The sequence below is a fragment of the Streptomyces tirandamycinicus genome, assembly GCF_003097515.1.
Classification (GTDB): Bacteria; Actinomycetota; Actinomycetes; order Streptomycetales; family Streptomycetaceae; genus Streptomyces; species Streptomyces tirandamycinicus.
The window spans coordinates 4,354,965-4,374,804 of record NZ_CP029188.1; the positions used below are offsets into that span (position 1 = coordinate 4,354,965).

The following is a 19,840-nucleotide window of genomic DNA, read 5'->3' on the forward strand; positions in this document are numbered from 1 at the left end:
CACACCGGGGTCCAGTGGCGCTATCTACCGCGCGACTTCCCGCACTGGAACACCGGCTACGGCTACTTCGCCAAATGGGCGGACGAGGGCGTATTCACCCAGCTTAACGGCCTGCTCAGGCGGCTCTTACGGGATAGGGAGGGTCGGAATGCCGAGCCGTCGGCCTGCGTGGGCGTCGAGGCCGGGAAGAGGATCGTCGGACGCAAGCGGAGCATCGTCACCGACACGCTCGGACTCCTCCTCGCCGTGTTCGTCACCGCGGCGAGCGTGCAGGATTCCATCGCTGGACAGCCGCCGCCCTTGCGCTTGCCAAGCAGGCACCACCGGCCGTCGAGGTCGTACTTCGGGTTCAGGCGCTTCACCCTGCGCACGATCAGCCGGGCGGTGGCGTGGAACACCTTCTTCTCGCTGGTGAACGCGGTGAAGGGGACCTCGGCGATCTCGGCGTCGGAGATCCAGCGTTCCTCCTCGGCGTCCCAGACGGCGGCGGCGTACTTGATCGGCGTCCAGGCGCCCTCGTCGATGGTGGCGATGGCCTCGCGGATCTTCTTCCTGACCGCGACCGCGAGGGAGAACCGTGCGCCGGCCTCGCGGCAGACGTCGACGACCTTGTGGGAGAATACGCGGAGTCGGCGAGGACGATGATCTGCGCGGTGATGCCCTTTGCCCGCCCCGGCGACCATGCCGCCCACGATGCTCATAGTCTTCGCCTCGGCGGCCGTTCCGGTGCCGCTCCTCGCGCCGGTCAGCTTCACCTTCTCGGCCACCAGAGTGGCCAGCCCGCACCGCTCGGCCAGCCGGATCGTCGGGACCAGCCCGGCATGCGCGATCAGGCTGGGGTCGTCGAACGCGGCGAACAGGGCCGCCGGGCTGTGGAAGACTTTCACTTCAGAGGTGCCTTGCCGATCGTGCGTGCTGGAAGTGTAGGAACTCCCATCATCGCAGGTCAGCGGGCACCGCTTCCCATTCCTTCGTCCACAGGCCGATCACCACACGGTGGAACGAGGGTCTGGGCTGGCGCCCAGCGGGTTACCGCCCTCACCGTTCCGGCAGTGGCAGAGAGCGTTCGTGGCCTGCGCACCCGATGACGAGGGCCTGGCCCCGGCGGTACCGGGGCCAGGCCGTCAGACGTCGTCCGAGGTGGGGACGAGCAACCGGGGATCAATGTCGGTCACGCTGTCCGCGTAGTCCAGCCGGGTGGCTGCCGACATGAGCCGGTCGTACTCGTCCTTCCGCAACGTAAGTCGGAACGAGTTGACCGTGTTGATGAGGTAGTCGATCGCGATCTCCGCCTCGTCGTTCGCGACGAGGTCACGGACCGAATCGAGGGCCGGCACGGTTTCCCCCCGAGTCGAGGCTCGTCGCTTCAGAGCGTCGACCACCGCGCGGATGATGTCTTCCGCGGAACTGTTCATGTGCCGCCAGACTCCTCAATGCCATGTGAAATGAGTGTCCGGTGCCAGCCGCGTGACGCGGGTCCGGCACCGGACGGTGTGTCAGCCGGTCCTGTTCTTGTATGCCGTGGTTACGCCCAGCGGCTTTCCATCAGGTGCCGGGATGTTCCGGTAGAACGCCGTGACCGTCCACTTCTTTTTCTTCCGGCAGCCACAACCCGTCTTGTACGAGTATGTGATCTTCCAGGCCGTGTTGTTCCACCCGTGCTCCCAGTCTACTTTCCACTTGCCGTAGAGCAGCGCCTTCTTCAGGTCACTGATCATTCCGGAACTGGTCAACCAGTTGGACTTCTTGCCGTAGCCGACGTGCTTGGATTTGATGTGCGCGAGGCCGAACTTGCCGTACTTCACGCCGTTTTCCCTGACGTTGGACGTGCTGCCCTCTCGGATGGTCCTCCAATACGAGTTCATCCCGCGCGACCACATGAGGATGCGCCACTTGTCGCACTTCTTGAAGGGGTTGCCCCAGGCGCCGCAGCGGCCGTCGAGGTCGGTGCCGTTGACCGGATCCGCGCAGACGTAGTCGTATGCGTTGCAGTTGCCGCCGAAGACCGGGTCGGTCTGCAGGAACCGAGCGGTGTTCGGATCGTAGAGGCGCACCCCCATGAGGGTGAGGCCGGTGAGGGTCTCACTCGACCGCTGCTTGCCGCCGAGCCAGCCGTAGCGTTGGGCGGCCTGGCCGGCGCGCGTGGCGCCGTTCTCGTCGGTGTCCAGTGCCGTCGGCGCCACGGCCGTGTCGAGGGGCAGTTGCAGTGCGACGTCCCCGTGGATGTTGGTGAGCTGCAGGACGGTGCCGCTCGTCTTGCCTGTCGTGGCGGTCAGCGCGCCGGTCGCGGTGGTGACGTTGCGGGTTAGCGTGCTGCCGGCCGCGTTCTCGACGATCCAGCTCGGGTTGTCGGAGTCGCCGCTGTAGTGGTTGGTTTTGGCCTCCGTCTGGCTCCAGGTGCCGGAGCTGCTGGTCTCGATGGTCCAGGAGCGGAAGCGTAGCCCGGCGTCGAGCTGCCAGGTCTGGCGCTTGGTACCGGCGGTCTGCTGGTGGGCGAGGTCGTTGGCGTAGTAGGAGACGGTGGATCCGGGGAGAGCGGTCGTACGGCCGAAGCCGTCGTACGAGTAGCCTCCGCCCACGATCCGGTCCGCGGTGTCGTACGCCCTCGTGGTGGCGGTGCCCTCAGCGGTGGGGCAGGCCAGTCCCGGTGCGGCCGACGCCGTGCTCACCGCGGTCCGGTTGGACCGTTTGTCCACGGTGTAGCCGCGCAGGGTGCAGACGGTGTCCACTGTGTCCTCGACCCGGGTCAGCCGTCCGGCGTTGTCATAGCCGTACTTCTGGTCCGACCAGCCGGAGTGGGAGGCGTCCTGGCCGTGGATGGTCTGGGTGACCGTGTCGGAGTAGACGATGGTCTCGTCGCTGTTCCTCGTGTAGACGCGTTCGACGACCGCGCCGGTGGAGTCCTTGGTCTGCTTCAGGGTGTAGCCGCCGGGCAGTTTCTCCGTGGCGATGGTGCCGTCCGGGTCGTAGGTGGTGGAGAACTCCCCGGCCACCGAGTCGGTGACCTTCGTGGGTAGGCCGCGGGCCTCGATCGAGGCGTCGTAGGTGTAGGTGGTGCTGCTCGGGATGTTGTTGCTGGTTCTGACCGGGCGGTCGAGGAGATCGTACTCGGTGGTGGTGACTCCGCCATCGGCGTCGGTGTACGAGATCTCCCGTCCCAGCTTGTCGTAGGCCCGGGTGATCGTTCCGCCGGTCGGCGAGGTGGTCTTGGTCTGTTGACCCGAGACCGGATCGTATTCGGTGGTGGCGGTGGGGACGGTTTGTCCGAGTCCGCCGGTGATCTGCACGGTGGTCGCGCGGCCCGCCGCGTCATAACTGCGCGTGATGGTACGGGTGGTTCCGCCGACCGTCTCGCTGGTCTTGGCCGTGTTGCCCCACCGGTCGTATTCGACGGTCATGGTCGGCAGCTGGGCCGGGTTACTGCCGCCTCCGGTGATGTCTCCTGCCGGCCCGGTGCTGCACAGCAGGTCGGCCCACTCCGGTCGGCCCGCGCAGGCTCCGGTGCCGGTGGCGGACCAGTAGGTGGCTGTCTGCGTTCCGGCGTCGGTGCCGGACGTTCCGGGGGCGCCCTGCTTGACCACCCTGCCCTGGGAGTCGTACTCCGTGGTCGTGGTGATGGCCAGCCCCGCCGGGTCCTGCACGACCTTGGTGGCCAGGCCCTTGGCCCAGTCGTACTCGACCTTGATCACCTGCGCGTCACCCATGACACCCGGATGCTCACGGACCTGGGCGCCTTCGGTCGTGCTGGTGACCTGGTCGCTCGCCGCAGCGGTGTCACCGCTGGGGCGCCCCTCGTCGTACGCCTTGATCGTCCAGCTGCGGGCGATCACCGGCGAACCGGCGGCCACCAGGGTGGTGGTGCCGGACTTCAGGTCCCTGGCGAGGTCGATCCGCCCGAGCGGGCCGAACTGCTCCAGCTCCCGGGTCCCGGTGTCGTTATATACGGACCGGGTGGACAGCAGCTCCGCGCGCTCGGCGCTCGGCAGATCCGATATGCCCAGTTCCGCCAGGGCCGCCCGGTCCGCCGCGCTCGTACCGAGGGCGGTTTCCCGGTTCCCGGCCGAGAGCGACCGCACGACGTTGCTGAACCGGTCGTAGTCGGTGCTGTCGATCCGCCCACCCGGCGCCGCGGTATTGGTCCGCTGCCCCGAAGTGTTGAGGTAGTGGATCGTGGCCCGCTTGTAGTCGGCCGGTGCGAGATCCCCGCCGGAGTGGGACGTCGGCGCGGTGTCGGCAGGGAAGAGCGCGGCCGCGTCGGCCGGGGCGTCCAGTTGTCCCCAGGCCCCCACATCGGACACGCCCATCGCGTACGGGGCGGACGCCCCGGCGAGCGGGACGTCGTAGACGACGCTGGTGTTGGCCACCCCTTCAGTCACATCGGCCGACCCCTGCTTCAGCCCGGGGCGCCCGGCCTTCAGCAGCATGCCGTCACCCGCGGCCGGGTCGTTGCCGGCCTTGCCGTAGGTGAAGGCCCACGGAAGTTCGCCGGGCGTGGTGAGCCCGGTGACCCGTCCGGCGCTGTCATAGGCGTAGTCCGTGATCAGCGAGGGGGAGATCTGCGGATTCCAGGCGCGGCGCAGTCGGCCCGAGTTGTCGTACTGGTACATCTGGACCGACTTCGACGTAGCCGAGGTCGCGCCGGGGGCGGTGGCCCACAGCCGGATCTCCTTCACCTGGCCGCTGAAGTCGCCGAAGGCCGACGCGGTCGCTGTCGTGGTGGAGGCGTAGACGTACTCCAGCAGGCGGCAGCCCTTTGTCGCCGGATCGGCCTCGCACGCCGCGGCGGTGGCAGCGGACGTCGGGGCGATGACCCGCTTCGGCCGTGCCAGCAACTTGCCGTCGACGGTAACGTTCTCCGACACGACCGCGGTGGCCGAGTTGGCCAGTCCGTTCACTAGAGTGCTGCTGACCTGCCACGCGGAGGACGTCGGGGACGCCCGGGTGAACTCGGTGACCGTACCTTCGCTGTCCGAGAGGGTGAAGGTGCCGCTCACGCTGCCCTTGAGGGTCATCTCCTCAGCCCCGGGCTCGGGCACCCAGCCGGTCTTGGCCGCGTTGGCCGTGAAATGGATCGGACTGTCGTCCGCCAGCACGACGCTGACAGCGGTGTCGGAGATCTTCTCCAAATGCGTGTAATCGGACTCGCTGATTTCGGCGGCGAAGCCAGACACCCACTGCGGCCCATAGATGGGGGCCTGGTCCTCCTGCTGCGCCCCGGCGTCGGGGCTGCGGGAGGAGGCGGTGCGGGCCACGGAGAGACCGAAGAAGGATGCGTCCTCCTGGTCGATGGTGTAATCACCGGTGAGGAGGTTGACCGAACCGGGGCCCACCTCCTCGCTCGCCGCGTCGTCCGCGTTGCGGTCCACCACGACGGTCAAGGGGTCCGTGCTGCCGACCGCCCCGCCCGGGCCGGTGAAGTCGGCCTTGATCTCGACGGATCCGTCAGGGGTCACGGTGCCGGAGGCGTTCCAGACCAGCGCCGCGCTCTTGCCGCTCGTCATCGCGACCGGCCAGGCGGAGAGGGGCGAGCCGCCCTCGGTGACGTCCCCGACGGGGATGGTCACCCAGTTGTCTGCGGCTGACCGGCGCCATGAGAAGGACACCGCGTCGTACTTCGCTGCGTCGCTCTCGGCTTCGAGAGTCAGCCGGCGGGCGGTCCGCTCGTTGGCGGCGGGACGCAGGAAGCCGCCCGGGCCCACGTTGAACGTGTACTCGACGACCGTGGACCGGTTGTCGGCCTTGTCGACTGCGCGGACCAGCAGGGACTGAGATCCGTTGTCGGACGGTGTGACCGAGATGCCCTTGTCACCGGTGGCGCCGCCGGTGGCGACCTTGGTCCAGGTGACGCCGTCCAGCGACCACTCCAGCCAGTTGTGGTCCGAGGCGGGCGGGGTGACGGTGAAGGTGCCTGCCTGGCCGGCGCCCTTGGCCCACGTGCCCGTCGGGTAGTCCGCCGAGGTGACCTTTGCGGGCGCCGTGGGCTTGGTGGTATCGACGGTGAAGGTCTTCCACGCCGACCAGCCGAGGTTGTAGTGCGCACCGTCATACGGAGAGGTGCGGAACTTGTAGGTCTTGCCGTTGGTCAGCACCCCGGCGGGTACGGTCACCGAGGCGACCTGGCCGGAGGGGACGTACGGGGAGACGATGACGTTGCCGACCTGGGTGTCGGTCGCGCTGTCGTAGATCTGGAAGGTGCCGTTGACCTTGTCACCGTCGGCGTCGACGAAGGTGTCGCGCAGCGTCGGCGTCAGGGTGTTGACCACGTATTCGCCGCCGTAGGAGAAGTACGGCGGGCCGGCCTCCTGCTTGGTGCCGGTGCGCGGCCGGTAGTTGTAGGTGACGACCAGCTTGGGCGGGTTGGATGCGGCGTTGGCGGAGTTGACCCGCTTCCACTGGGCGGTCACGGTCTCGCTGGAGGCGCGCAGACCCATGTGACCGCGGGTGGCCTTCGCGGAGGCCCATTCCTGGGTCAGCGCGGTCACGTCGGCGTTGATCCAGCCGTCCGGCGCCGAGGTGCAGGCGGGGTTGCCCCTGGTCTCGGTGGAGGTGGCCTTCTTCGCCGTCCACGCGGGCTGGGCGGTCCACCTCGAGGACGTGGAGGCCGCCCCGGTGGACCAGACCTCCCACGGGTACGCCTGGCAGTCGGTGTTGCCCGAGTGGAAGTTCCACAGGGACAGCTTGGCGTCCGTGACCAGCGCGTCCCGGATCGGCTCGGTGTTCCAGGTGATGAAGGACCGCGCGGTGCGCGGGGTGCCGTTGCCGTTCACGGTGCCGGGGTTGCCGAGGTCCAGCTCGGTGTCGGTGGACCAGTCGACGGTCTCGCCCTGCTGGACGTAGGTGTCGAAGACGTTGCCCAGCGACGAGGTCGAGGGGTCCACCGTCACCGGGTACTTCGTGGCCGGGTCGGCGAGGAACGTCGCGTCCGGGGTGATGACCAGGTCCACGCCGCCCTTGGTCTTGACGACCTTCATGGCGACCCTGGCCCGGTGGGTGTGCTCACCGGAGACCTTGTCGACGGTGGCGTCCCACATCACCGGCGCCGGCATCACGGCCTGCTTCTTGGACTTCCTGTCCGTGAAGAGCACGCTGCCGTCGGCCTGCTGCTCGACCTTCAGACCCTTGGCCTTCAGCGGCAGGGTGTAGGTGTAGCCCTCGGAGACGGGCTTCTGCTTGATCTCGACGAACTGCTCGAAACCGGTGCGCGTCGCCTCGACGACGACGTCGGCGCCGGGCACGGCGTTCACATACTCGGCGCGTGTGCCGTCCAGCTTCGGCGCGGGCAGCCCGCCCTTCCACTGCAGCGTGATCTGCTCGTCGCCCTCGCCGAGGGTCACCAGATCGACGCCCTTGGACGCCTGGGCCGCCTTCAGGGAGGCGGCCGGGGCGCCCGTCCTGCCTGCCAGCTTCAGCCCACGGGGGTGGGCCTTGGGCTCCACGCCGTCGGTGTGGCTGACCAGGTCCAGGTCCACATCACGCCAGCCCCCGGCCGCCGTGTCGTCCTGGAACCGGACAGGGCCGGCGGTCAGCTCGGTCGTCAGCGAACCGTCCTTGTTCGCCCAGGTCGTGGATGTCTCCGTACGCTCCGAGAGCGCCTCGACCCGCTTGCCCGACAGGCGGGCGGCGACACGGGCCGACGGGATGTCCGCCGCCTGGGTGGTGGCCGGCTTGCTCGATGCGGCCGGTGCCTGCGGTCGCGGCGCGGCGGCGGCACTCGCGCCGTCGAGCAGAGTGACGGTCAGGGCCAGGGTGAGGCTGCCCGCTATGTAGCGCAGGCTCCCCCCGGACCACAGCCGCCCTCGCTCCTTCGGAGCGGGTTGGTGAATCGTCATGATTCCTCGGTCTCTTCATCACATATGTGCACTGCCTGTGCAGTGCACGGATGACCGTACCGAGATCAAAAAGAGGGATGAATCCCCTCAACTGGGCACCACGCAGGCAGTTTTGGGTGTCAGGACTACAAGATCGACATCGACTTGTGACAGGGATCCGGGGACTCCTGCCCGGATTTGCGTCGGTGATGCCCCTGCGGCGCCATCCGGATGACGGTGCAGGGGCACGACGGTGTACGTTCTCGATCTGCAGGGGAGGGAGTGCGACCGGGGTCGCACCCATATCGCCCCTTACCGGGCGTTTGTGGATGAGGGGTGGGCTGAATGGAGCGGCGTCGGCTATGGGGCACGGCGGCCACGGCCGTCGTGGGGCTGACCGGAGTGCTGATCTTCCAGCAGGTGACCGGCGGTTCGGGAAGCGAGGCCCTTCCGGACGGCAGACCCGGTCCCGTCAAGGCCCAGTCCCGGACGGAGCGGCTGACGGCGAGCGACGACGGCCGCTCCGCGGCTCTGGCGCAGCGGGACACCGAGCGGTTCAGCATGCTGGGTGTGACATGGACCGATCCCGCGACCCGCTTCTCCGGCACGGTCGAGGTCCGGACCCGGTCGGTGGAGTCCGGCCAGTGGTCACGCTGGCTCCGCCTCGACGGTGACAGTGGGCAGGGCGAGCGCGGTGCCGTACGCGGTGGCACCGAGCCTGCATGGGCCGGCGCATCCGATGGTGTGGAGGTCCGCGCACGGTCAGGTGCGGCGACGTCCGCCGGGCTACCTGCCGGTCTGCGGCTGGACATGATCGACCCCGGCAGCGGCAAGGTCACCGCGATGGAGCCCGCGGCGTTCTCCGTCGAGGAGACCGAGCAGCCCACGCCCACGGACCCGCCGTCGGACGGGGCCGAGACCTCGCAGACGCCCGCGCCGGAGGGCTCTCCCAGCGACGAGCCGCCGACCACTCCTCCCGCGAGCGAGCCCCCCGTGAGTGAGCCGCCGGTCCCGTCCGAGACGCCGACCAGCTCCCCGCCGCCGTCCGAGTCGGCGTCCGGGACGCCGAGCCCCACCCCCACGGTGAGCGTGCCGCCGGCGCCTCCGTCGACGGCGCCGCAGCCACCGATCACCTCCCGTGCCAGCTGGGGCGCGGACGAGTCGATCAGCCCCGAGGAGCCCGGCTATCTGCCCGGCGAGAAGATCAAGGCGGTGGTGGTGCACCACACCGCCGAGTCGAACTCCTACACCTGCGAGCAGGCCCCGGCGGTCGTGCGCGGCATCTACGCCTACCACGTCCAGCAGCTCGGCTGGAAAGACCTCGGCTACAACTTCCTCGTCGACAAGTGCGGCACCGTCTACGAGGGCCGCAAGGGCGGCGTCGACCGGCCCGTGATGGGCGCGCACGCCTACGGCTTCAACTCCGAGACTACCGGCATCTCCGTCCTGGGCACCTACACCGACACCGCACCCTCGCAGGCCGCGATGGTCTCCGTCGCGCGGATCGCCGCGTGGAAGCTCGGCCAGTACGGCGTGGACCCCGCCGGCACCACCACGCTCACCGCGGGCGCGGGCGGCCGCAACTACACCGGCAAGACCTGGGCCGGCGGCGCGCAGCTGTCCTTCCCGGTCATCCACGGCCACCGCGACGGCTACAACACCCAGTGCCCCGGCGACGCCTTCTACGGCGAGCTCGGCAGGCTCCGCTCCTGGGCCGGAGGCCCCGTCAGCGGTCTGGCGATCACATCGATCACCGGAGCCGGGGTCTCGGGGACGACGTACTACACCAAGGCGTCCGTCACCGTGAACTGGTCGGCCACCACCCCGTCCTCGCTGGTCTCGAAGTACGAGCTGTTGGTGGACGGCAAGGTCGCCGCGACCACAGCGGGCACCGCGACCTCCGCCAAGGCGACCCTCGCCGTCGGCACCCGCAAGGTCAGCGTCCGGGCGGTCCACCAGTCCGGCAAGACCGCCACCTCCGCCGCGGCGACCGTCATCGCGGAGACCACGGCGCCCACCTTCACCACCAAGCCCTCCCTCGCCCTGCGCACCGGCACTGTCAACACCACCGCCGTCCCCCTCACCCTCAGCTGGAAGGCGACCGACAGCGCCGCGCTGAAGGAGGTACGCCTGACCGCGCCGGTGGCCAAGACGTACGGCCCCACCACCTACAGCGCCGCCCACACGGCGAAGTCCGGTGCGGCGACCACCTGGTCCATGACCGCCTACGACCAGGCCGGGAACACCGCCGCCGCCACGGCCACCGGCACCCCGGTGATCCTCCAGGAGACCTCGGCCACGAGGACGGGCACGTGGACCACCAAGTCGTCCAGCAGCTATCTGGGCGGCAAGTCCTACTCCAGCTCCGCCAAGAACGCGAGCCTGACCTGGACCTTCACCGGCAGGTCCGCGGCCTGGGTGGTCTCCCGGGCCACCGGCTCAGGACAGGCGTACGTCTATGTCGACGGCGTCAAGGCCGCCACGGTCGACCTGAAGTCGTCCACCGCCAAGTACCGCGACGCGATCTGGACCAAGACCTGGAGCGCCAGCGCCAAGCACACCGTCAAGATCGTCGTCGTCGGCACCAGCGGCCGCCCCACCATCACCACCGACGGGCTCGTCTACCTCAAGTAGCCGAAACCGGCACGGCCGCCCCGGCACCGCGCCCACCGGGCCGGGGCGGCGACCGCCCTCGCGTGCCTTGCGTGCCTCGCGTGCCGCTCGTGCGACGCGTGCCCGCTCATGCGACGCGTCGGCGAGGGCACCGGTGCCCTGCGCGGGTGGATCCGGCGCGGTCGAGGGCTCCTTGCAGGTCGCCGGAAGGCGCCGCCGATCAGGGCGTGGGGGGAGCCGGTCCGGGGGACGTCCGCGCGCGGCCCGTCCCCGCTGACGAACGGGCCGCGGGCAGCAGCCGGTTCCCGGGTCAGCCGGCGTTGCCGCTCTGCTGGTGCTTCCTGCCGACATACCCGGCGGCTCCCCACGCGGCCAACAGGCCGGCGGACCCGATGAGGCTGAGGGGAGGGTGGGCGAGTGTCACGCCGAAAACCAGGACGATCATCGCCATGGTCCCCCGGTGTGAATGGAGCGGCCTGTCGACCCTCAGCAAGAAGCGAGTGACGGCGTGCCGCCGTGCGGTTTCTTCCTCCACGTCCACCCTCCTGTCGGGCCGCAGTCGACGAGTCTCTCACTGCACGGTGCGGCGGGCGCCTCGGGCTCCGGGCAGGGCCCGGACGATGCGGGGCTGTCGCTCTTGCCGTCGCCGTCGCCGTCGCTGTCTGCGACGTGGACGTGCCCTCGGCCGGGGCGTGCCCTCGATCGGGAGGTGGTCGGTCAGGCTGCCGTACCCGGCGCCTCAGCGCGGTGAGCAGAGGCGTCCTCAGCCGACCTTGCGCAGGTCGCCGTCGCCGAAGACCGCCACGAGCATCAGGCTTCCTCCGAGCGCCTGGATGTAGCGGGCCATGACGTCGGTGCCGGAGACCTGTCCGCTCTCGATCTGCGACACGCGCCCCTTGCTCACACCCATGCGCTCGGCCACCTGAGCCTGGGTGTAGCCGCGCTCCTCCCGCATCTCGGTGAGCCGCCACGCGCGGGCTTCCGCCAGCAGTTGCTCGGCCCCGTGCAGGAAGGCCTCGGGCCCGCCCGCGAGCTGTTCGGCACGCTCGCGGTGCCCACTCGCCGTCCACTTGATCCGTCCGGTCATCGTCCCAGCTCCTCCGTGCGGGCGGTCACGTACTCCGCGTACAGGCGTTCCGCCAAGGGGATCGCCCTGGCGTACCAGGCATTCCAGTCACCGGCCTCGTCCCCGGCCACCAGAAGAACCGACGAGCGCCAGGGATCGAACACGAAAAGGATGCGGACCTCGCTGCGACCGGCCGACCCGGGGCGCAGCTCCTTGAGGTTGTGCCGTACGGACCCCTTGATCCGGTCCACCAGCCACATACCCCCTCTCATGGAGTTTAGCGAAGGCTAAACTCCATGAGAGGGGGGCGGCTCTCGGATCCGCCCGGCATTCACCCGAACGGGAGCGTTCCGGCCACATACGGCTCCGCCGACGGAGACCCAGCCTCACCTGTGCGGGCGGGCGCCTGCCCAGCGGCGTCCGCGCGCTTCCCGTGCTCGATGTCGGACGCGCCGTCGATGGCTATGTGCCGTCGATCGGGGCGCACGGCACGCAGGTCGGTGAGGCGGTGAGGCGGTGAGGCGGTGGGGTGGGGCGGCCGGGTGGCCCGGTGAGGTGGCCCGATGGGGCGGTCAGAAGAAGGTGCGGATGTAGTCCGTGACCGTGCCGTCGGGCTCCACCACCGGGATCAGCTGCCACTTGTCGAACGACGTGCACGGATGGGACAGGCCCATGCCGACCCAGTCCCCGACCTCCAGGTCCGCGTCCGTGTCCGTGGTCAGCCAGGCGTGCTGGTCCGACAGCCGGTTGACGGTGATGCCGGCGGCGGGGCGCACCGAGCCGTCGCGGGCGTCCCGGACGACCTGGGCCTCGGGGAGGTGGAGGTCGTGCGCCGCGTCGCGCTTGCCCGCGTTGACGAACGCCTGGTGCCCGGTCGGCCGGGACACGACCTGGGCCCAGAGCCGGAACGCCGGCTCCAGCGCGCCCTCCTCGGGCACCCGGTTGAACGGCGTCAGACGCCGGTACTGGCCGTCGTCGTGGGAGACGTACGCGCCGGAGCGCAGCAGCTTCAGCACCGGGCGGGACAGCGCGGGAAGCTCCGCGAACACCTCGGCGGCGGTGTCGAACCACGCGCTGCCGCCGGCGCTCACGACGATCTCGTCCGTGTCCGCGAAGCGGCCGTCCTTGTCGAAGGAGACGGCGAGCGAGACGAGCCGGTGCAGCCAGTCGCGTACCCGCTCCGGGGTCGCGTCCGGCAACTCGCCCTCGTAACCCGCGACACCGACCAGCCGCAGGGTCGTCGTCGCGGCGACGGCTTCGGCGACGGCGGTGCAGTCGGCCTCGCTGCGGGCGCCGGTGCGCGCGTCCTCGCCTGCGCCGAGTTCGACCACGACGTCCACGGGCCGGGCGGTACCGCGCAGCGCCTCGTCCATCAGCTCCACGCCGCGCACGGAGTCGACGTAGCAGACGAACCGGAAGTCCGGGTCCCGTTCCAGCTCGGCGGCGAGCCAGCGCAGCGCCACCGGGTCGACGAGCTCGTTGGCGAGGAAGACGCGCCGGATCCCGTGGGCGCGGTAGACACGGAGCTGGTGCGGGACGGCGGCGGTGATGCCCCAGGCCCCGCGCTCCAACTGCCGGGCGAACAGCTGCGGCGACATGGAGGTCTTGCCGTGCGGGGCGAATGCCAGGCCGTGGCGTTCGGCGTAGGTCTCCAGCACGGCGAGGTTGTGCTCCAGGGACGCCGCGGAGAGGGCGAGCACGGGAGTGGTGAAGCCACCCGTGAAGAGGTTGCGCCGCTGCGCGGCGAGCTCACCGACGGTGAGGCCCTCGGCGTCCGGGGGGAGCGCCTTGAAGCGGTGGTCGACGGTCTCGCGGTCGAGCCGGTCGAGACCTTCGACGGTGTTGTCGGCGGGCATGGTGTGCCTCCTCCGCGGGTGGCGTTGCGTGCTGCGCGACGCTGGTCGATCGTGACGCGGCGCGCTCGGACCGGCCGGCGTCCCGGCCGGGTGCCGGGGCAGTGGACCCATCAGACCAGGCCGCGGCAGGGGGAGGCACGTCAGGGGGCCCGCGGACACCGCGGGACCGGACGGGCTTCGGGCGCCGGCGTCCGGGAGGGGGAACGGGCGCAGGCCCGGCGGGTTGCCGCCGGGCCTGCGCCGTCACCGCCCGCTCGGGCGGATCGTACGGTTCAGGAGCAGTACTGCTGCTCCTTGCCGATGGACCGGTACATGCAGTCCGCGTTCTCCAGCAGCTGCAGCACCGCGTCGCGGTTGCGGCTGGTCTCCCGCTCGATCACCTCGTCGGGCGGGTAGAAGCCGCCGCCGGCGAAGCTCTTCGGGTACAGCTCGAAGGTGTAGCCGAAGATCCTCTGGTTGCCCCACAGCCAGTCGTCGATCGACCCGTCCGTGATGTAGAGGTCGCTCGCCTGCTCGGGGGTGTAGCCGTTGCTCGCCGCCATCTTCTGGCCGACGGTGGCGAAGGCGTCGCGGTCGTCCTGGGTCATGCCCGGCGCGGTGTCGGACTTGGTGTAGCCGTACGGCCACAGGATCAGCTCGCTGTAGGTGTGGAAGTCGATGCCCGCCGTGATCTGCTGCTTGCCGCCGACGACGCGGGAGCGCACGAAGTCGGCGACGACCTTCACCTCGGGGGCGGACTCGGCGGACTTGCCGCGGTAGGTGTCCGAGCTGGGGGAGCCGGAGGAACCGCCGCAGCAGCCGAACTTGTAGTTCCAGTTGCGGTTGAGGTCCGTACCGACGGCCGACGAGCCGGAGTTGGGCTGACGGTTCTTGCGCCAGCTGCGGTAGGAACCGGTGGCGATGTCGTACTCGCCGCCGTCCGGGTTGAGGTCCGGCACGATCCAGATCTCCCGGCCGTTGACGGCGTTGGTGATCCGGGAGTCGGTGCCGTAGTCGTCGCCGAGTTCGCGCAGCAGGTAGAGGGCCATCTCCACGGTGAGGTGCTCACGGGCGTGCTGGTGGTGGGTGAAGAGGACCTCGGGCTCGTTCTCGTCGGTGCCGACGTTGTCGCTGATCTTGATGGCGACGATGTCCCGGCCCTGGTACGACTTGCCGATCACCCGTTTGCTCATGATGTTCGGGTGGGCGGCGACGCGCTGGTCGATCTCCGCGGTCATCTCGGCGTAGTTGTGGTACCGGGAGTCCGCGGGCGGGAAGTCGAACGGCTGCACCGCGACGCCCGCCGTCTTGCGGGAGGGCGGCGCGGGCAGCAGTTCGAGGTCGTGGCCGAGGGCGCGGAGCCGCTTGGCCTGGGCGGCGTCGGCGCTGACCACGACCGTGTGGTCGTGGACCTCGTCGACGGAGACGCCGGTGGCCGCGATGGCGGTGCGCTCGGTGACGGTCGACGGGCCGTGGATCTCGTACTGGCGGGTCCGTTCGTCGGCCGCGGCGGTCGAGGCGGCGGACGGTTCGGGTGCCGGTGAGGCGCTCGCCGTGAGAGGCGCGGCCACGGCGAGTGCCAGCAGGCCGGCGAGGGTGGCGGACCGGGTGGCGGATCTCCGGCCGCGGCGCCCGCCGGTGCGGCCGGGGATGCCGGAGCCGCGTGTGCGAAGTCGCATGCTGTCTCCTGGGTGGGGAGTGTGGGGGTTGCTGGATGCGACGTGCGGATGTGCTGACGGTTGTTCGGGTGTGTCGGGCACATGGTCGGGGTATGGCATGCCCCGGTCAATAGCACAGGCCGGTCACCGGTTGGCTGACCAACGGGACGCGCGGCACGAACGGGAAGGCAGGACCACACGCATGGCGGACACGGTGGAGGAACCGGCAGGACGGACGGCGGCCCCGGTGATGCGCAGAGCCAGTTGGCGGCACATCGGCCCCGGCATCGTCGTCGCCGCGACGGGCGTCGGCGCGGGCGACCTGGTGGCGACCCTGATCGCGGGCGGCAAGTTCGGCTACACGCTGCTGTGGGCGGCGGTCGTCGGCTGCCTGGTGAAGATCTCACTGGCCGAAGCGGCCGGGCGCTGGCACCTCGCCACCGGCCGCACCCTCTTCGACGGCTGGCGCAGCCTCGGTCGCTGGACCACGTTCTACTTCGTCGGGTACGTGATCGTCTGGGGCTTCGTCTACGGAGCCGCCGCGATGTCGTCCAGCGCGCTGCCGCTCGGCGCGTTGTTCCCGGACGTGATGGACCTCAAGTGGTGGGGCATCCTCTGCGGTCTCGTCGGGCTGGCCTTCGTGTGGTTCAACCGCTACGCCGTGTTCGAGAAGGTCATGACGGTCATGGTGGGCGTCATGTTCGTGGTCACCGTCTACCTGGCGGTGCGCGTCGCGCCGAACCTGGGGGACGCGCTCGCCGGTCTCGTGCCCGTCCTCCCGGAGGGCTCCCTCGTCTACACGCTCGGGCTGATCGGCGGCGTAGGCGGCACCATCACGCTCGCCGCATACGGGTACTGGGTCAACGCCAAGGGCTGGAAGGACGCCGGCTGGATGAAGGTCATGCGGCTCGACAACCGCGTCGCCTACCTGACCACCGGGGTCTTCGTGGTCGCGATGCTCTTCGTCGGTGCCGAGCTGCTGCACTCCTCGGGAGTCGCGATCGCCAAGGGCGACAGGGGCCTGCTGGACCTCGGCACGATCCTGGCGGACCGCTACGGCGCCGCCACGGCGAAGATCTTCCTGGTCGGCTTCTTCGCCACCTCCTTCACCTCGCTGATCGGCGTCTGGCACGGCGTCAGCCTGCTGTTCGCGGACTTCGTCGCCCACTACCGCCCCTCGCTGGCCCCGGCGGGGACACCGCGGGACAGGTCGCCGGCGTTCCGCGGCTACCTGCTGTGGCTCACCTTCCCGCCGATCTCGCTGCTCTTCCTCGACCAGCCCTTCGGCCTGGTCATCGCCTACGGCGTGATCGGCGCCTTCTTCATGCCGTTCCTGGCGCTGACCCTGGTCTGGCTGCTCAACTCGGCGCGCACCCCGCGGGAGTGGCGCAACGGGCGGCTGAGCAACGCGATGCTGGGCGTGGCGGGGCTGCTGTTCGTCGTCCTGTGCGTACAGCAGGTGCGGGAACTCCCGTGGTGAGCATCCCGGCGTAGCGGACGGTGTGACACACGGCGGGCGGCTCCTCCGGCGCAACGGCCGGTACGGCACCCGGCGGGCCGGGCGCCGGTCCCGGCCCCCGGGGTCCGGGCCTAGCTCCGGACCCCGGGGTTTGGGCGCCGGTCCCGGCACCCCCCGGGGTCCGGGGGCGGTCCGGGCGGCCCGGGCCCGAACGGCGGCAGCGCCACCGGTGGGGACGGTGGCGCTGCCTGTCCGGGAGGACTGGGACGGTCAGGGACCGGGCCGCACGGTCGGCGCCGACCGCCGACAGCCGACCGGCCGGCGGGTCAGGGCAGGTTGTGCACGTGCGGTCCGACCGCGGCGGACCAGGTGCTGCCGGCCGTCGCGTCCCAGTTCGTCGACCAGGTCATCGCACCGCGCAGGGCGGGGTACGTACGCGACGGCTTGAACGAGCCGCAGTGGGTGCCGCGGGTCAGGCAGTCCAGCGCGTTCCGCACGATCTGCGGATCGACGTAGCCGCTGCCGGCCGCCCTGGGCGAGGCGGGGACCCCGATGCCCACCTGGGACGCGTCCAGTCCGCCCTCCAGCTGGATGCAGGCGAGCGCGGTGATGAAGTCCACCGAGCCCTGGGAGTAGACCTTCTGGTCGCAGCCCAGCATCGAACCGCTGTTGTAGTACTGCATGTTGACGACCGTGAGGATGTCCTTCACGGCGAGCGCGGTCCTGAAGTACTCCGTCCCGGTGCTCTGCATGTCGATGGTCTGCGGGGCCATCGTCAGGACCAGCGAGGAGCCGGCCCGCTGGGACAGCTGCCGCAGCGCCTTGGTCAGATACGTCGCGTTGATGCCGTGCTCGAGGTCGATGTCGACGCCGTTGAAGCCGTAGCTCCGCATCAGCGCGTACGCGCTGTCGGCGAAGGCCGTCGCGGAGGCGTCACTGTTGATCACGACGTTTCCCCGTTCACCGCCGACGGAGAGGACGACCGACTTCCCGGCGCTCTTCTTGGCGGCGATGTCGTTCTTGAACTCGTCCACCGACCGGTAGCCGACGGCCGGGTCCAGGTTGAACACGATCTCACCGGCGGTCGGCGTGGAGTCGGCGAACGAGACCGCGATGATGTCGTACTGCGGCGACACGTCCCGCAGTTTCTGCACGGTCGCGCCGTTGTCGAAGTTCTGCCAGTAGCCGGTCAGCGCGTGCCTGGGCACCGAAGGGTTGCCGGGGGTGCCGCCGCCCGACGTGGTCGCGGTCACCGCCGCCGACTTCGCCGACTCTCCGGCGGCGTTCGCGGCGGACACCTGGAAGCGGTAGGACGTCGAGGCGGCCAGCCCGGTCACGGTCGCCGAGGTGCCCGTGACCGACTGGACCCTGGTGCCGTCCCGGTACACGTGGTACCCGGTCGCGCCGGAGGAGGGGGACCAGCCGAGGGCCACGGACGAGGAGGTCACCGACCCCGCGGTGAGCCCGGCCGGAGCCGGCGGCACCACCGGGTCGGGATCACCGCCACCGCCCCCGTCGGGCCCGAACACCGAGACGTCGTCGGCGTGGTAGGCGGGCTGCCCGTACCAGCCGTGCGTGTAGACCGTGACCGACGTCGTGCCCGGGCCCGTCGTGAAGGTGGTGCTCAGCTGGGACCAGCCGGAACCGCCGGGAGTCCAGGTCGACACGTCGGTCGTCCCCGTCCCGCTCGCGCCGAGGTACACGTAGGAGCCCTGCACCCAGGCGCTGAGCCGGTAGGTCGAGTCGGGCTTCACGGACACGGTCTGCGAGCACTTGGCGTTGTCCTGCCCGGAGGGCGTGGCCCGGAGCGCCGCCGCCCCGGTGCGGACCGGTGACGACACGGCCGCCCCGCTCCCGGCGGAGCACGTCCAGGCGGTGAGTCCCGACTCGAACCCGGCGTTCCGCGCGTTGTTGACGTCGGCGGCCAGGGCGGTACCGGCCCCACCTGTCAGTCCCAGTCCGGCGCCTACGGCCAGCGCCAGAACTACGCCGAGCCGGCTCCGCAGGCGTCTGCGTCTGCGTGTGGTGCGGTCCACTTTGCTGCCTCCGTGGGGGAGTCGGGGGAGGAGGAGGTACGGAACGGTGGCCACCGCACGACCAAAGTTGGTCCAGACCAATCGGGTTGTCAAGCCCTCCGGCGGAGCGGGTGCCCACGGGGGCCCTTGCCCCTCGGACGGGGTACGGCAAGGCGGCGTGCGCCGGAGTGTGCCGGTGGCCGGCGCACGGAGAAACGCCGACCGAAATACGTTCGCTGATACGGGAGTTAACCTCTGGCGGCTTCGTCCGCTTTGGCCGGTGGCTATTGCGTGAGGGTTGGGTTGCCGGGTTCCGAAAGCTGTTCTCCGAACCTCCAGGACGTGGATAAAGTGCTGATGCAGGAGGAGCACGAAGCGCAGGGGAACTGCGGTCGCCGTCGCTGCGGCGGCCGGAGCCGAACGGGGAATCAGCGTGCCGACCGCGATTGCTGTGACCAGCGCCGACCTGGTGCTGCCGCCGACGGACAGCCACACGCCCACCGCGGCGCTGCTGCACGCGCCGGACGACCAGCCGCTGGAAGCGGCACTCGCCGATATGCAGGTCCTGGTCGAGCAGAACGGCTATGTGATCGCCCTCTACCCCGCGTCCATTCCCGCCGCCCACGAACGCAGACTGCACACGGTCCGTTCCGTCCTGGAGAGCGACCGGATCGCGCTGCTGAAGCTCGACCTGCCGCCACTCGGGGTGTCCGTGCTGGCCAGGCAGCTGCGCCAGCTGTCCGTCTGCGACTTCAGTGCCGGAGTGGTCGCCTCCGCCGCCAGGCTGCTCTCCCACTACGTCTGGGCGGGCGCGCTGCTCAACTCGGTCACCCGACTCGACCGGGTCCCCGTGGGCCTCAAGTCCCACGCCAAATCCTGGGTTCCCGGAACGCAGTTCGGCGTCGTCGCCAACCCCAGCCCCCAACTGGTCAGAATCGGCCAGGGCGAACTGACCGGCCCCCAGTTCGCCACACAGCTCATGGTGGCCCGAGGGCAGCTGCAGTCGGAATGGGTGGAGGCGACCCTCGCCCCCGCCTGGCGGGTAGGGGGAATCGAGGAGACCGCGCTGCCGGCCGATTCCCCGCGGTGGTGGGGCACCTCGCGACTGATCGAATTCGCCGCGTTCCTCGCCGACATCTCCGTGGTCTACCAACTGGTCTCCTCGGTGCGACGGGAGGTGTGCACCTGGTGCGGCATCGAACTCATCGGTGACCGATGCGGATTCTGTTCGGCGCCACTCGCCCCGGCCGAGCACCGCACGCACTCCACAGGTGCCCTCGGCGGAGGAACGCCGACGCACCAGGGGCCGTGATGCGCCGCCGGCGCGGTGGGTGCGGCACGGCGGCGGCCCGGCCGTATGCGCGCCCCACCGCACGTACCAGTCCG

Annotated in this window: 10 protein-coding genes and 2 pseudogenes; 4 read left to right on the forward strand and 8 right to left on the reverse strand. The window is 70.1% G+C overall.

Annotated elements, in window-relative coordinates:
• Positions 1 to 3: 3 nt before the first annotated feature.
• Positions 4 to 288 (forward strand): annotated as a pseudogene (locus DDW44_RS19385) (transposase); the annotation flags it as partial.
• An 836-nt stretch (positions 289 to 1,124) separates the two neighbouring features.
• Here the strand turns inward: DDW44_RS19385 and DDW44_RS19390 are convergent.
• Entirely contained in the window at positions 1,125 to 1,415 is a 291-nt protein-coding gene (locus DDW44_RS19390; protein ID WP_208647981.1) for a hypothetical protein, read from the reverse strand.
• An 81-nt stretch (positions 1,416 to 1,496) separates the two neighbouring features.
• Positions 1,497 to 7,739, reverse strand: coding sequence for an RHS repeat-associated core domain-containing protein (locus tag DDW44_RS19395; RefSeq protein WP_425275697.1), 6,243 nt, complete (start codon positions 7,737 to 7,739; stop codon positions 1,497 to 1,499).
• Positions 7,740 to 8,153: 414 nt separating this feature from the next.
• Here DDW44_RS19395 and DDW44_RS19400 point away from each other — a divergent pair, with 414 nt between their 5' ends.
• The gene (locus tag DDW44_RS19400) at positions 8,154 to 10,442 is read left to right on the forward strand and encodes a peptidoglycan recognition protein family protein (RefSeq protein ID WP_208647982.1); all 2,289 of its coding nucleotides are present in this window, start codon (positions 8,154 to 8,156) and stop codon (positions 10,440 to 10,442) included.
• 289 nt (positions 10,443 to 10,731) lie between these two features.
• Here DDW44_RS19400 and DDW44_RS33230 read toward each other — a convergent pair whose 3' ends face one another.
• The 5 genes and pseudogenes from DDW44_RS33230 to DDW44_RS19425 all read right to left on the reverse strand — a co-directional run bounded on the left by DDW44_RS33230 (position 10,732) and on the right by DDW44_RS19425 (position 15,001).
• Positions 10,732 to 10,866 (reverse strand): hypothetical protein, encoded by a 135-nt coding sequence (locus DDW44_RS33230; RefSeq protein ID WP_279634810.1) that lies wholly within the window; start codon positions 10,864 to 10,866, stop codon positions 10,732 to 10,734.
• Positions 10,867 to 11,184: 318 nt separating this feature from the next.
• Positions 11,185 to 11,508, reverse strand: a complete 324-nt coding sequence (locus DDW44_RS19410) for a helix-turn-helix domain-containing protein (protein WP_108907201.1) — start codon at positions 11,506 to 11,508, stop codon at positions 11,185 to 11,187.
• Positions 11,505 to 11,750 (reverse strand): annotated as a pseudogene (locus DDW44_RS19415) (type II toxin-antitoxin system RelE/ParE family toxin); the annotation flags it as partial. The pseudogene DDW44_RS19415 and the gene DDW44_RS19410, both read right to left, overlap by 4 nt.
• Positions 11,751 to 12,059: 309 nt before the next feature.
• Positions 12,060 to 13,343, reverse strand: coding sequence for an alanine racemase (locus DDW44_RS19420; protein WP_108907203.1), 1,284 nt, complete (start codon positions 13,341 to 13,343; stop codon positions 12,060 to 12,062).
• 272 nt (positions 13,344 to 13,615) lie between these two features.
• Positions 13,616 to 15,001 (reverse strand): M14 family metallopeptidase, encoded by a 1,386-nt coding sequence (locus tag DDW44_RS19425; RefSeq protein WP_108907204.1) that lies wholly within the window; start codon positions 14,999 to 15,001, stop codon positions 13,616 to 13,618.
• Positions 15,002 to 15,182: 181 nt separating this feature from the next.
• Here DDW44_RS19425 and DDW44_RS19430 point away from each other — a divergent pair, with 181 nt between their 5' ends.
• Positions 15,183 to 16,460 carry an Nramp family divalent metal transporter gene (locus tag DDW44_RS19430; RefSeq protein ID WP_108907205.1) on the forward strand — a complete coding sequence of 426 codons (1,278 nt, stop codon included), beginning with the start codon at positions 15,183 to 15,185 and terminating at the stop codon, positions 16,458 to 16,460.
• 305 nt (positions 16,461 to 16,765) lie between these two features.
• Here DDW44_RS19430 and DDW44_RS19435 read toward each other — a convergent pair whose 3' ends face one another.
• Positions 16,766 to 18,475, reverse strand: a complete 1,710-nt coding sequence (locus DDW44_RS19435; RefSeq protein ID WP_027734209.1) for a chitinase — start codon at positions 18,473 to 18,475, stop codon at positions 16,766 to 16,768.
• Between the two features lie 430 nt (positions 18,476 to 18,905).
• Between DDW44_RS19435 and DDW44_RS19440 the strand changes: the two genes are divergently transcribed.
• Complete coding sequence (locus tag DDW44_RS19440; protein ID WP_108907206.1) at positions 18,906 to 19,766, forward strand: hypothetical protein; 861 nt, start codon at positions 18,906 to 18,908, stop codon at positions 19,764 to 19,766.
• Positions 19,767 to 19,840 lie beyond the last annotated feature (74 nt).

What these genes read in the sequence shown, in the direction of transcription:
- DDW44_RS33230 (WP_279634810.1), bottom strand. Translation starts at nt 10,866, where the DNA reads ATGATCGTCCTGGTTTTCGGCGTGACACTCGCCCACCCTCCCCTCAGC.
- DDW44_RS19410 (WP_108907201.1), bottom strand. Translation starts at nt 11,508, where the DNA reads ATGACCGGACGGATCAAGTGGACGGCGAGTGGGCACCGCGAGCGTGCC.
- DDW44_RS19400 (WP_208647982.1), top strand. Translation starts at nt 8,154, where the DNA reads ATGGAGCGGCGTCGGCTATGGGGCACGGCGGCCACGGCCGTCGTGGGG.
- DDW44_RS19430 (WP_108907205.1), top strand. Translation starts at nt 15,183, where the DNA reads ATGGCGGACACGGTGGAGGAACCGGCAGGACGGACGGCGGCCCCGGTG.
- DDW44_RS19425 (WP_108907204.1), bottom strand. Translation starts at nt 15,001, where the DNA reads ATGCGACTTCGCACACGCGGCTCCGGCATCCCCGGCCGCACCGGCGGG.
- DDW44_RS19390 (WP_208647981.1), bottom strand. Translation starts at nt 1,415, where the DNA reads ATGAACAGTTCCGCGGAAGACATCATCCGCGCGGTGGTCGACGCTCTG.
- DDW44_RS19420 (WP_108907203.1), bottom strand. Translation starts at nt 13,343, where the DNA reads ATGCCCGCCGACAACACCGTCGAAGGTCTCGACCGGCTCGACCGCGAG.